Origin of the sequence: Pseudomonas putida (assembly GCF_001976065.1) — a bacterium.
Lineage (GTDB): Bacteria > Pseudomonadota > Gammaproteobacteria > Pseudomonadales > Pseudomonadaceae > Aquipseudomonas > Aquipseudomonas serbica.
The window spans coordinates 56,427-70,280 of record NZ_MNAH01000016.1; the positions used below are offsets into that span (position 1 = coordinate 56,427).

The window sequence follows — 13,854 nt, forward strand, 5'->3', positions numbered from 1 at the left end:
TTTCTGGATACCCCGATGTCGAGCACAGACAACTGATACCGCACCAGGCCCTATAGGGTGCGACTTCAGTTATCCCTCACGCCCGGAGTCATCATGTCCGCACCGATTACCGTACTTCGCGACACCCACCCGCTGCCCGTACTCGACGCCTGCAAATGGGAAAAACTCGAAGGCGACCCGCACACCGTCAACCTCAACGCCTACACCAGCGAAGACGGCAGCAAGATCATGGGCACCTGGATCTGCACGCCGGGCAAGTGGTATGTGGAATACGTGAAGTGGGAATACTGCGATTTCCGCGAAGGTTACTGCATCATCACCCCTGAGGGGAAAGAGCCGATCCACCTGCGCGCCGGCGACATTTTCGTCATTGAGCCGGGGATGAAAGGCACGTGGGAAGTGGTGGAAACCGTGCGCAAATATTTCGTGTTTGCCTGATGCAAAAAAACCGGGAGATCACGCGATGTGATTTCCCGGTAAATGTCGATAGGTTCGATTATTGCGGTTTACGATAACCGTTGATGATCGCCGAGAAGTCACTGCCCCCTTCCCCACGCAAGCTCATCGCTTGATACAGTTGTTGCGCCACCGCACCCAGCACCACCGGCTGGTGCGCCTGACGGGCCGCTTCGGTGGCCAGGCCCAGATCCTTGAGCATCAGCTCGGCACCAAAGCCACCGGTATAGCCGCGCGAGGCCGGTGCCGTTTCGACGATGCCTGGCCATGGGTTGTACATCTCCGAACTCCAGCAACGTCCGGTGGAACTGTTGATGATGCCGGCCAGCACCTTGGTGTCGATGCCCAAGGCATCACCCAGCGCCATGGCTTCGCTGACGCCAACCATGGAGATGCCCAGCAGCAGGTTGTTGCAGATCTTGGCAATCTGACCGGTGCCGACTTCACCGCAATGGACGATGTTACGGCCCATCTGCGCCAGCACCGGTTGCAGGGTCGCAAACAGTTCCGGGGTCGCGCCGACCATGAACGTCAAGGTCCCCGCCGCAGCGCCACCGGTGCCACCGGAGACCGGCGCATCGGCCATGGCCACGCCCTGTTTGGCCGCGGCCGCGGCGACATCACGGGCAGTCTGCGGATCGATGGTGCTGCAATCCACGGCCGGCACACCCTTGCCGATACCGGCGAGCACACCGTCTTCGCCCAGCCAGACGCTGCGCACATGCACGGCAGCAGGCAGCATGGTGATCACCAGTTCCGCGCCTTCTGCCGCCTCCCTGGCCGTCGGGCTGATGCTGCCGCCCAGTTGCTCAAGCTCCGCCAGCACGGTTTTGTTCAGGTCGACCAGGCGCAGTGAATGGCCGGCCTTGATCAGGTTGCGCGCCATCGGCGCGCCCATGTTGCCGAGACCGATAAAAGCGATGTTCATGTCCGGCTCCTTAACGCAAGTTGATGGTGGTGTTCACACCGTCGTTAACGCTGTCGTCATCGAACCAGCGGCTGGTGACGGTCTTGGTCTGAGTGTAGAACTGCACCACTTGCTTGCCATATGGGCCGAGGTCGCCGAGCTTGGAACCGCGCGAACCGGTAAAGCTGAAGAACGGGACCGGCACCGGGATCGGGATGTTGATGCCGACCTGGCCGACGTCGATTTCGCTCTGGAATTTGCGCGCCGCCGCACCGGATTGGGTGAACAGGCCCGTGCCGTTGCCGAACGGGTTGGCGTTGACCAGGGCAATGGCCTCGTCGAGGGTATTGACTTCCAGCACGACCAGCACCGGTCCGAAGATTTCCTGGGTGTAGATCTGCATGTCGGTGGTCACGCCGGAAAACAGGGTCGGGCCGACGAAGTTGCCCTTCTCGTAACCGGGAACGGTGATTTCACGACCGTCGAGCTCGAGTTTCGCGCCTTCCTTGATGCCGCTTTCGATCAGGTCGAGAATCCGCGCCTTGGCCTTTTTCGAGATGACCGGACCAACATCGGTGCCCGGCTCGCTGCCGGCATTGACCTTGAGTTTCTGCGCCAGCGCCTTAAGGTCGGGCAGCCATTGCTTGGCCGCGCCCACCAGCACCACCACCGAGGTGGCCATGCAGCGTTGACCGGCCGCACCGAAACCGGCGCCCACCAGCGCGTTCAGCGCTTGTTCGCGATTGGCATCGGGCAGGACCACGGCGTGGTTTTTTGCACCCATCATCGACTGCACGCGCTTGCCATGCTTGCCGGCCAGGTCATAGACGTGAGTGCCCACCGCCGTCGAACCGACGAAGGAAACGGCCTTGATGTCTTTGTGGGTGCAGAGCGCATCCACCACATCCTTGCCGCCATGCACGACGTTGAGCACGCCGGCGGGAATGCCGGCCTCGATGGCCAACTCCACCAGCAGCATGGTCGACATCGGGTCCTGCTCGGACGGCTTGAGCACGAAGGTGTTGCCGCAGGCGATGGCCATCGGGAACATCCACAGTGGAATCATCGCCGGGAAGTTGAACGGGGTAATGCCGGCGCACACGCCGATTGGCTGGCGCAGGGTGTAGGTGTCGACACCGCCCGCAACGTTTTCAGCGAATTCGCCCATTTGCAAGTTGCCGATGGAGCACGCGTGCTCAACGACTTCCAGGCCACGGAAAATGTCGCCTTCAGCGTCGGCAATGGTTTTGCCCTGCTCGGCGCTCAGGACCACGGCGATGCGCTTGGAGTGTTCGCGAATCAACGCCTGAAGCTTGAGCATGATGCGCATCCGCGCGCCGATGGGCGTCAGCTTCCAGGTCTGGAAGGCGCGATGGGCGGCGCTGATGGCGGCGTCGACTTCTTCAGCGGTGGCAAACGGTACCTTGGCCAGCACCTGTTGGGTGGCCGGGTTGACGATGTCGTGCCACTCGGTGGTCTGGGATTCGACCCACTCGCCGTCGATCAACAGCTTGACCTTTTGTACGGTGGTGTCGTTAGGCGTGAGCGAAGCGTTCATGTCGGTCTCCGGATGTTTGTTTTTATCTTGGGAGCCAAGGCGAAATGGTCACCTTGAGATGAGGCGTGTGCCGCGAATTGGTGATCGGGCTGTTTTTGGAGTATAGATGTGCAAACTTCTAATAAGAACGCATATAAAAGCCGGTCCAACATGCAAAAAAACATCACATCACTGAGCTCGCTGAACTGGGATGACCTCAAGTTTTTCCTTGAAGTCGCCCGTACCCGCAAGGCCAGCACCGCGGCCAAGCGCCTGGCCGTCGACTACACCACCGTGTCGCGACGTATCAGTGCGCTGGAAGCTTCATTGGGCACCTTGCTGTTCGAGAAATCCCGGACCAGCGGCTTTGTCCTGACCGCCGAAGGCCAGCGCCTGCTGGGGTACGCCGAGTCGATCGAAAGCACGCTGCACATGGCCTGCGAACAGGTATCGGGCTCCGGGGTGGCGTTGTCCGGTCACGTGCGCATGGGCTGCACCGAAGGGTTTGGCAGCTTTTTCATCACTCCGCAACTGAGTCATTTCGTCGACGCCTACCCGGCGATCTCGGTGGACATCCTCCCGCTGCCGCACTTCATCAGCCTGTCCAAGCGCGAGGCCGACATCGTCATCGCCCTGGAACGCCCGGAACACGGGCCCTATGTCTGCTGCAAGCTGACCGACTACCGCCTGCAGCTGTATGCGACCCAGGAATACCTCGACAAACACCCGGCCATCCGCCGCCCGGCCGACCTGGGCAAGCATTCGTTCATCAGTTACGTCGACGACCTGGCGTTCAGCTCCGAGCTGCTCTACCTGGCCAACGTGCTCCCTGGCGCCAGCGCCAACCTGCGCAGCACCAGCGTGATCGCGCAATTCGTGGCCGCGCAGCAAGGGCGTTCACTGGCCATCCTGCCGTGTTTCCTCGCCGCCCAGGACCCACGGCTGCTGGCGGTGCTGCCGCAGGAAGTCACCATCACCCGGCAGTTCTGGATGTACTGCCGGGAAGACTTGAGGAAGCTCAAGCGGATCACACTGTTGTGGGATTACATCCGCGCAGTGACCGAGCAGAACCAGGCCCTGTTGATGGGTGACAGTCGGCAGATGCTGTTTGCCGACTGATCGACGCTGTCAGTCGCTGCCCTCCTTGAGTTCCAGCATCAGCCCGCTCAAGCGTTTGACCCGGCGCCGCACCGCTTCCTCGAAGACGCCCGCGCGAGGTTCGATCAAGGTGAACCAGTCCTTGGCCCGGGTGATGCCGGTGTAGATCAGCTCCTTGGTGAGGACCGGGTTCAGGGCATCGGGCAGGATCAAGGCGGTGTGGGCGAATTCCGAGCCCTGGGATTTGTGCACGGTCATGGCGTACACGGTTTCGACATCGTTGAGGCGACTGGGCAACACAAATCGCACGCCGCCCTGGCCGTCGTTTCTTGGGAACGCGACCCGCAGTACCGGTTTGCCGGCGTCGGGTCCCTCGCGTTCGGGAAGCTTGAGGGCGATGCCGATGTCGCCATTCATCAAGCCCAGACCATAGTCGTTGCGGGTCATCAGCACTGGCCGGCCTTCGTACCACTGCTGGTCGCTGTCGATCAAACGCGCCTTGAGCAACGCGTCGGTCACCCGCTGGTTCAAGCCTTCGACGCCCCACGGGCCCTTGCGCACGGCGCACAACAACTGGAAGGCGTCGAACGCCTGCAGGACGTGCCGGGCCCAATCGGTCCAGCGCGCATCTTCCAGGGGACAATCAAGCGGTGGCCGCTGGTTGCGCAGCAGGCTCAAGTAATACCTGTAGCCATGCGGCCCTTCACCGTGACCGTCGAGCAACAGGCGTTCCAGCGCCCGATCCTGCTCATTCTTGAGGGGCAGGCAGAACACATCGTCGTGGCTGCGCGCCGCCAACAATTTTCGGGCTTCGGCGGGCTGTTGCTGGTTCACCCAACGGGCCAGTTGACCAATGCCGCTGCCCTCACCGAAGCGCCGCGAGTGACGCAACATCACCACTTGCTGGGCCAGCGGATGGGTGCCCTGGGTATCTTCCTGCAACCCGCTGGCTTCAAGGTTCTCGCCACTGACGGCCTGCAGCCACTGGCGAGTCTGCGGGCTATACCAACCCGCTTCGGCGTCGCGACACAGGTCGCCCAGCACGGCACCGGCTTCCACCGACGCCAGCTGGTCCTTGTCACCCAGCAGCACCAGACGGGCATGGGCCGGCAGTGCATCGAGCAGGTTGGCCATCATCTCCAGGTCGATCATCGACGCCTCGTCCACCACCAACACATCCAGCGGCAAGTGATTGCCAGCGTGGTGACGGAAATGTCGGGTGCCCGGGCGGCTGCCGAGCAGGCGGTGCACGGTGGTGACATCGGAAGGGATTTTATCGCGCAGGGCTTCTGCGACTTTCAGCGTGCGCACTTGCGCACTGATGGATTCTGTCAGCCGCGCCGCGGCCTTGCCGGTTGGCGCGGCGAGACGAATGCGCAGCGGTTTGCCCGCCTCTACTGCCGGGGCCTGGAGTAACGCGAGCAAGCGCACGACCGTGGTGGTCTTGCCGGTGCCTGGGCCGCCGGTGACGATACTGAACGCGCTACGAGTGGCGAGGGCGCAGGCCAGTTTCTGCCAGTCGATGACTTCACCGGGCCTGGCCCGACCAAACAGACCGGTCAGGCGTTGCAGTAAATCATCCGGTGCGTCTTCCTGGGCGGCCAGGCGCTCACGCAACGCATTGTCGATACGTCGCTCGTAGGCCCAGTAACGCCGCAGGTAGAGGCGCTTGCCGGCCAGCACCAGGGGCCGCTGCTGCACACTGTCGCGCTCGTCCGCGGCCAGGGCAACCAGGCTGCTGGACGCCAGCACCTTGCACCAATGGGCGCCATCCAGGGATTCCAGCAACTGCGAAGGCAGCAACATCGCGCCGCCTTGCAGGTCACCTTCCGGGGGCAGCGACAGGGCGAAGTCCGGCTCCTTGAGTGTCTCGAACAGGTCCAGGCAGACATGCCCGTGGCCCAACTGGTGGCTGGTCAATGCCGCCGCCAGCAGCACCAGCGGATCGTCGTCCGGCGCCAGTTCGTGAAGAAAGCCGACGAAGGCCTTGTCCAGGGCGCGCAACCAGCCACGCTCGACCCAGCGCGAGAGCAGCAGCAACAGGTCTTCGGCACGACTCAAGGGGCTGAGTTGCGCCAGGCTGTCGGCGCTCAGTGGCATCGCCAGCACATCGGCGAAGGTACGGTTCATAGCAGTACTCCCTGTTCCCAGGCGGGTTCGACCCTGGGCTGCGGTTTGCCCTGGAACAGGCGGTCCAGTTGCTCGATCAACGCCCGGGGCGGACGGGCGAAATACACGCCCTGGCTTGGCGCACGCGTACCCCGCAGGAACAGGTACAGCGCACCGCCGACATGCCGGTCGTAATCGTAATCGGCAAGCCGGGCCTTGAGTTGGCGATGCAGGGCCAGGAGGTACAACACGTATTGCAGGTCGTAGCGGTTGTCGAGGATCGACTGTTCCATGGCCTGCTCGGTATAGGCTGCATCGTCGGCCCCAAGCCAGTTGGATTTGTAGTCGGCGACGTAGTAGCGGCCGTCATGCTCGAACGTCAGGTCGATGAAGCCCTTGAACATGCCATTGAGCAACACGGGTTCCGCGGCCACCCGAGGCACGCCATTGTGGGTGTGTTGGCACACCAGGGCGTCGAGCTTGAGCACATCGACCTTGTGGCTGGCGAACCAGAACTCCATCTCGACCTGGTACTGGGTCAACTGCGCGAAGATGACGGGCGCCTGGCTGCTACCCACAGGCAATGGCGACTTGAGCAGGTGCTGCAACCATTCACTCAGCGTGGTGATCCAGCCTTCCCAACCTCGGCGATTGCAGCGACGGGCAATCGCGTCTTCCACGGCCTGGGGGGTGGCGGAAAAACCTTCGTCACCGGCCCATTCGAGCAAACCATGGAGAAAGGTGCCCGGGTTGGGACCACGGGGGAATCGATGGATATCGGCACCGCCGGCCACCATCTCTCGGGGGGCTTGCGGGTCGAGACGTTCGTCGTCGAAGAGTTTCTGCGCCTGGGGGCTTTCCGGCGCCTGATCACTGCCGATGCTCAGGCTGTCGCCAATACGCAAGGCGCTGTAGGAGGCAATCCACCAGTTTTCACTGGCCTTGCGTTGCACCGTCAACGGGGCCAGCAACGCCGCGGTGTTCTGTGGTGGATGGTAAGTCTCGAGGGTGGCCTCGGGCATTTCGCCCCAGCCAATCGCCGGGCAGCCCTGTTGCAGGTCCCGCAACCAGGCCTGCAAACCCGCCGACTCGGTCAAGCAGGCACCACCACCCAACAGATACCCCAGTGCCGACAGGTGCAGCACCGAACTGTTGTTATTGCCACGCTTGAGATCCGCCACGCCCAACCAGCAGGCGTGTTGCGCCCGCGTCAGGGCCACGTACAACAGGCGCAAGTCTTCGGCCAGGCGCTCGTCATCGGCCAGCGCAATCAGTTCGGCCGTGGGGTTCAAACTCACTTGGGCCTTGCCTGCAGCGTCGTGGTAATGCAACGGCAGACGGCTGCCATCCACCGGTTTCGCCGAGCAAATGAACGGCAGGAACACCAACGGGTACTCAAGCCCCTTGGACTTGTGAATGGTCACGACCTTGACCAACTGCTCGTCGCTCTCCAGGCGCAGGATCTGCTCTTCGCCCGCCTGGCCCGACAATGCCAGGTGCTCGGACAAATGCCGGATCAAGGCCTGCTCGCCGTCCAGTTCGGCGGCCGCCTGTTGCAGCAACTCGGACAGGTGCAAGAGGTTGGTCAGCACTCGCTCGCCATCGCTGCGCGCCATCAAGGCCTGGGGCAGCTTGAAGTCATGCAGCAAGCGTCGCAGCATCGGCAACACACCTTGCTTGCGCCACAGTTCGCGATAACGGCGGAACTGCATGACCCGGGCTTCCCAGGCAAGTTCGTCCTGGTTCAGCTGTTCAAGCTCGGCCAATGACAGATTCAGCGTGATGCTGGCCAACGCAGCCCGCAGTGGCCGCTCGACGTCCGGCTCGGCGCAGGCCTTGAGCCAGGTCAGCACGTCGTGAGCTTCCTGCGCGGCGAACACCGAGTCCTTGTCCGACAGATAAACGCTGCGCACGCCGCGCACAGAAAGTTCGGCACGCACCGCCTGGGCTTCCTTGCCGTCACGCACGAGGATGGCTATGTCCGCAGGCATCAGGCCCTTGAGCGCCTGATCATCACGTACGAATCCCGCAAGGCCTTGTTGCCCGCCATTGAGCAAGGCGGTGATTTCACTGGCACAGGCGGCGGCCAGTTGTTGCCGATAGACCGCACCGGACAACGGCTGTTCGGCCGGCAGGTGCCAGATGTTCAACGCGGGGACGGCCTGATGATTGATGCGCAGGACTTCCTTGCGCCCCTGGGACTCGACGGGCAGAAACGGCACCGGGTTGTCGCCATTTTTCTCCCGGAACAGAAAGGCCCCGCGCCCCGACTCGCGAGACTCGGCGCAGTCGAATACATGGTTCACGGCACTGACCATGCCATGGCTCGAACGGAAGTTGGTGCCCAGGGTATGCAGGCGGCCGGTGGTCGCCTGACGGGCGCGCAGGTAGGTATAGATGTCGGCGCCGCGGAAGGCGTAGATCGCCTGCTTCGGGTCGCCGATCAGGAACAGGCCGCTGTCGGGACTGTTGTCTTCAATACGGTAGATGCTCTCGAAGATCCGGTACTGCACCGGGTCGGTATCCTGGAATTCGTCGATCAACGCCACCGGGAACTGCTCGCGGATCAAGGTTGCCAGGCGCTCGCCGCCATCGCTTTGCAATGCCGCGTCCAGGCGCAGCAACATGTCGTCGAAGCCCATTTCCGCGCGGCGGCGCTTTTCCTCCTCGAAACGTTCGCCTACCCAATGGGCAGCATGTTGCAGCACGGCGGCATCGGGCGTCGGCAAGGCATCGAGGCAGGCCTTGAGCCCGGGCATGGCGTCCAGGCCCGGATGATCCGGCACTGCGCCCTTCTTCCAGGCTTCGGCCATGCCGTCGGGGGTCAGGCGCGTGAAGCCGGTGCCGATGTCCAGTTGCTCCAGGGCCTCATCTTCGGCCCAGGCTTTGATTTTCTCGAACCAAGGCTCGAAATACCGCGCCTGCATCTTGCGCCCGTCCACACTCTTGCTGGCGACACCTTCGTGACACAGGGCCAGCAACTCGTCGGCCCACTGGCGCCACGGCATCTTGAGCTCTAGCAAGGCGGCTCGACGCTCTTGCAGACACTCGCTGATCAGCTGCGCCGGTTCTTTACCGGCGAGGGTATCGCGCGCGCTGGCGAACAGCCCGCGGATGCGCGGCAACAAGGCGGCCGGTCCACCCCAATTGCCGCGCACCCAGCTCAATGCATCGCCTTGCATCGGATAACAGAACAGCCGCCAGTAATCGCGCAGGACTTCACCCAGCAGATCGCTGTGGTCGGTTTCGAGGGTCTGGGTAAACAGGCTGCCGCTGTCGAAGGCGTGCTCGCGCAACATGCGCTGACACCAACTGTGGATGGTCGACACAGCCGCCTCATCCATCCATTGCGCGGCGATGTCCAGGCGATTGGCACACCCGGGCCACTGCTCGGGCGCGTACTCCTGCCGCAGCTGGTTGATCAGCGCGTCGGGGGCCGGCGTTTCGTCACGGAAGAACCGCGCGGCTTCTGCCAGGCGCGTACGAATGCGTTCGCGCAGCTCTTTGGTGGCGGCGTCGGTAAAGGTCACCACCAGAATCTGGGGTGGGAGCAGTTCACGGCCGAAACCACATTCACCGCCATGGCCAAGGACCAGGCGCAGGTACAGCGCGGAAATGGTGAAGGTCTTGCCGGTACCGGCACTGGCTTCGATCAGTTGACTGCCACGTAGCGGGAACGCCAGGGCCAAGGGGGTCTGGGTGGTCATGGGCGGGGCTCCTCGCTGGACACTGAACGCCAAGGGGCCTCAAGCAGCGGCCGATACAGGGCGTCACACCAATCGGCGAACGTTTCATCGGCGACCAGGGCGTCGTAGTCGCCGAACTGACGCGCGAGCGCCACACTTTCACGACGCTCGCCGTCGGTGGTCAAGCCATCCCCCTCATAGGCCTTGCGGGCAGCGGCCTGGGCTTTGAGCGGATCGGTTTGGCCGAGCCAGGCAAAGGCGGTCTTGACTGCAATTGGCAGGGGTTGGCGCATGCCTGCTTGCCAGGCCAGCAACAGATCACCCAGGGTTCGCAAAGCACGCTCTTGGGCAATCGGCTCGAGTATCAGGCTGTCGTCACTGGCCACCAGGGCCGTGGTCATCGCCATACCGCTGGCGCATGCCACCAGATGATTGACCCAGGGCCGTGTCAGCCGATGCCATTTGCGCGACTTGATCGAACCGATGCTGTTGGGGATCGTCGTGACCGACAGCAAGCCACCGTCGGCACGTTGATGCAGGCCGCTGAGCCAGCCCTCGATACGCAGGCCATCCACTTGCAGATTGACTGGCAGGGCGCTGGCCAGGGGGGTTGGCCATAATGCCAGGAGCTGTTGATAACGCGCGAGCAGATCCGGCAAGGGTTCGATCAACTCGCGTTGCAGGCACTCGCCAAACCCCGCCATGGGCAGCAGCCCGCTGTTTTGCAAACGAGTGGCATGCGCCTCCAGCACCCGGTCGGTGTTATCCAGGTCTGCCAGGGCCGCGCCGAGCAAACTGTCGCTCAGGCTATAGCGTTGCAGGGCGTCGAGGACAAAGGGCTCTTCATCGGCCAAGGGCACTTCGGCAGCCTCGAAGAACACCTTCAAGCGCTGACTGAAGAAATGTCGTACCGGGTTGCGCAGGAAATCCTGCAGTTGCCCCAGACTCAGCGGCTCCTCCTGGACGTGGGCATCCAGTAGCTCGCGGCCAGGCGCTTGCCCGCTGGCTTGATGCAGCACCTGCCATTCGCTGGCATAGCTGAACAGGGCATCGCCCTGGTGAAAGTAACGGGCGCTGAAGGGTTGCAGCGGGTGCTCCTGGGTCATGGCCTCAAGCAAACCCTGTCCTTCATCGGCCAATCGCCATCCGCTGGCCAAATGGTCACGGAGCTGACCAATGAGCACCGATGCCGGGCGCTCGCTGTTGTCGCGAATGCTGCGACCGACCCAGCTGACGTAGAGTTGGTCGCGCGCCGACAACAGCGCTTCCAGCAGCAAATAGCGGTCATCCTCACGCCGCGAGCGATCGCCTGGACGGTAGTCGCTGCCCATGAGGTCGAAGTCCAGCGGCGGTTGTGCCCGCGGGTAGTCGCCATCGTTCATCCCCAGCAGGCACACCAGCTTGAACGGGATCGCGCGCATGGGCATCAAGGTGCAGAAGTTGACCGCCCCGGCCAGAAAGCGCTGGGACAAGCGCCCCTGATCGAGACCGGCCAGCCAGGCTTCACGGACGACGGTCAGCGTCAGCTCGTCGTGCAAGCCGACAGACTCACAATTCTCCAGCCAGGTCTCACGCAACGTTTCCAGCTGCGTCAGCAAGTACTCGTCATGCTCGTTACTGGCCTGGAAAAAAAGTGACATCAACGCCTGCAAGCGCTGGCTCCATTGCTGGGGCGATGCCGGTTGGGAAAGCTCGTGGTGGGCAATTTCCAGGGCATCCAGCAGCGCTACCAGTGGGCCGATGAGCGCGGCATCCAGGCCACCGATCTCGTCGTAGGGTTCGATGCCGCCACACGCGCCGGAACTGCCAACGGCGTACCCAAGCAACATCCGCCGCAGGCCAAAACGCCAACTGTTTTGTTCCAGGGCCTCTGGCAGGCCAAGGCCTGCGCGCTGCTCGGCATTCATGCCCCAGCGGATGCCCGCCCCTTCGATCCAGCGGTGCAGGGTTGGCAAGTCTCGTTCCTCTACGCCGAAGCGCTCCCGTAACGCGGGGACGTCCAGCAGGTCGAGAATCTCACTGACCGGGAAACGGCTGTCTGGCAGCTTTAGCAGATGTTCGACCGCGATCAGCAAAGGATCACGACCGCGCTGGCCCTGGTCGGCGAGGGTGAAGGGTATGAAGCGCGGATCGTGTCGCTCAAGCTGGCCGAACACCGCGCGAATGTGCGGGGCATAGGCATCGATGTCCGGGACCATGACGATCACATCCCTGGGCCGCAACAACGGATCGGCGCTGAAGCGTGCGAGCAACTGATCGTGCAGGATCTCCACTTCGCGTTGAGCGCTGTGGGCAATGTGGAAGCGGATCGAAGAGTCTTTCTGCAGATCCACCGTCGGCCAGCATTCACGGGTTTCACTCAGCGGACGCAACTCAAGGATGTCGTCCTGCAACTGGTTGAGCATGTGCAGCGGCTGGCTGTCACTGAACAGGTCGATGCGCCCGTCACGAAATGCCGAGCGATAGCTGTTGGGATCGTCGTAGCTGTCGAGCAGGTTGATGTAGTCCCGCCCCTGTTTGCCCCATGCCGCCAGTAGCGGGTGGGCGTGTTGATGCAGGGTTTGCGGGTCGAGCACACCCGGCATGCCGCTCTTGCGTGCCTGCCGTTTGTATTGATGGCGCAACAGGTCTTTGTCGGCGACGATGTCCGCCCAATGGTGACGACAGGGGTTGTGCACGCACAGCAGCACCTGGCTGAATCGAGCCAGTCCGGCCAGGGCTTCCAAGGCTTGAGCCGGCAGGGAGGAAATGCCGAACACGATGACCCGTGAAGGCAATCCGCTGGGGGCAACGTCGAGGCTGTTGATGCGTTCGATAAACCGCTGATGCACGCCGGCTCGGCTTTGCGCCATCCCTGCCTCACCGACGTCCAGCAACAATGCACGCCACAACTCCGCCTGCCAGGCATTGGCCGCGGTCAACGGCTTGGCTTCTCCCCTGCCGTTACGCAACTGGTGACGACCTTCCGCCCAGTCTTCAAGCCAATCGGCGCGATAAACCTGGTATTGGTCGAACAGATCCGCCAGCCGCTCAGACAATTGATAGCGTTTGCGCAAATCGGTGTCATGGGTAAGAAAGCGCTGTAGCGGCTCGAAGTGCGGTTGATTGATCACCTGCGGCAGCAGACGCATCAGGCGCCAGGTCAAGGGGGCCTTATCCAGCAACGAGTTGGCCGGAATTTCATCGCGACCCAGGACCATCCGATAGAGCTGCCACATGAAACTGCCGGGCAATTGCACGTCGATGGCGGCGGCGATGCCGCAGCCACCCATATCATCATCTTCAGCGTCTTCAGCCAGTGCCAGCTTTAGCCATTGGGCTATGCCGTTGCTTTGCACCAGGGCGATTTCATTTTCCAGGGGGGCCAGCGGGTAGCGCCGCATCCAGCTCACCACCAGGCTGCGTAACTCGTCCAGGCGATTGCCGTGAACCACCATAAAACCAGCACTGAGGGACGTTGCGTCCGGCATAAAGGCTTCCTTGGAAAGCGCAAATCGAGGGACGACTTTAGCATTGAAGGCGAGTTGCTTCATTGTAGGAGCGAGCGGTGCGGCGAACCGAGTTGCTCGTTATGGTCGTCAACGTACGGGGTTGCGGGGCCACAAAGACAAAACCCCTACCTGCATGCGCAGATAGGGGTTTTGGAATTTAATCTTGACGATGACCTACTCTCACATGGGGAAACCCCACACTACCATCGGCGATGCATCGTTTCACTTCTGAGTTCGGGATGGGATCAGGTGGTTCCAACGCTCTATGGTCGTCAAGAAATTCGGGTACTGAGTCGTGACCGGTTGGCCTCGCTTCAGCAAATTGGGTATGTGACAGCTTTCGGTGTTTTGTGAGTATCTCGAACTTTCGGTTCGTTTCGTCTTCACACACCGCAATCTGGCCTCTCTCGAGTTCGCAAATTGCTTGGGTGTTATATGGTCAAGCCTCACGGGCAATTAGTATTGGTTAGCTCAACGCCTCACAGCGCTTACACACCCAACCTATCAACGTCGTAGTCTTCGACGGCCCTTCAGGGGACTCAAGGTCCCAGTGAGATCTCATCTTGAGGC

The 13,854-nt window shown here is 62.1% G+C and carries 7 protein-coding genes and 2 rRNA genes; 2 read left to right on the top strand and 7 right to left on the bottom strand.

Annotated elements, in window-relative coordinates:
- Positions 1-93 precede the first annotated feature (93 nt).
- Positions 94-438 (top strand): cupin domain-containing protein, encoded by a 345-nt coding sequence (locus tag BKX96_RS31740; RefSeq protein WP_008024653.1) that lies wholly within the window; start codon positions 94-96, stop codon positions 436-438.
- A 58-nt stretch (positions 439-496) separates the two neighbouring features.
- On the opposite strand, the gene mmsB is transcribed toward BKX96_RS31740, so the two are convergent.
- Together mmsB and BKX96_RS31750 are read right to left on the bottom strand one after the other, a co-directional pair.
- Positions 497-1,384 (bottom strand): 3-hydroxyisobutyrate dehydrogenase, encoded by an 888-nt coding sequence (gene mmsB / locus BKX96_RS31745; RefSeq protein ID WP_077186383.1) that lies wholly within the window; start codon positions 1,382-1,384, stop codon positions 497-499.
- A gap of 10 nt (positions 1,385-1,394) precedes the next feature.
- On the bottom strand, positions 1,395-2,921 hold the full coding sequence (locus BKX96_RS31750) for a CoA-acylating methylmalonate-semialdehyde dehydrogenase (protein ID WP_046820673.1): 1,527 nt from the start codon (positions 2,919-2,921) through the stop codon (positions 1,395-1,397).
- Positions 2,922-3,071: 150 nt separating this feature from the next.
- Here BKX96_RS31750 and BKX96_RS31755 point away from each other — a divergent pair, with 150 nt between their 5' ends.
- Positions 3,072-4,019 (top strand): LysR family transcriptional regulator, encoded by a 948-nt coding sequence (locus BKX96_RS31755; RefSeq protein WP_046820674.1) that lies wholly within the window; start codon positions 3,072-3,074, stop codon positions 4,017-4,019.
- Between the two features lie 9 nt (positions 4,020-4,028).
- On the opposite strand, the gene recD is transcribed toward BKX96_RS31755, so the two are convergent.
- From recD to BKX96_RS31780, 5 genes are all read right to left on the bottom strand, one after another.
- Positions 4,029-6,128 (bottom strand): exodeoxyribonuclease V subunit alpha, encoded by a 2,100-nt coding sequence (gene recD / locus BKX96_RS31760; RefSeq protein WP_077186384.1) that lies wholly within the window; start codon positions 6,126-6,128, stop codon positions 4,029-4,031.
- Positions 6,125-9,814 carry an exodeoxyribonuclease V subunit beta gene (gene recB, locus BKX96_RS31765; RefSeq protein WP_046820676.1) on the bottom strand — a complete coding sequence of 1,230 codons (3,690 nt, stop codon included), beginning with the start codon at positions 9,812-9,814 and terminating at the stop codon, positions 6,125-6,127. Before recB ends, recD begins: the two co-directional genes overlap by 4 nt.
- Positions 9,811-13,263, bottom strand: a complete 3,453-nt coding sequence (recC, locus tag BKX96_RS31770; RefSeq protein ID WP_077186385.1) for an exodeoxyribonuclease V subunit gamma — start codon at positions 13,261-13,263, stop codon at positions 9,811-9,813. The genes recB and recC overlap by 4 nt, the downstream gene beginning before the upstream one ends.
- 182 nt (positions 13,264-13,445) lie before the next feature.
- Positions 13,446-13,561: ribosomal RNA gene (gene rrf, locus BKX96_RS31775) — 5S ribosomal RNA — on the bottom strand.
- Between the two features lie 158 nt (positions 13,562-13,719).
- Positions 13,720-13,854: ribosomal RNA gene (locus BKX96_RS31780) — 23S ribosomal RNA — on the bottom strand; the annotation flags it as partial.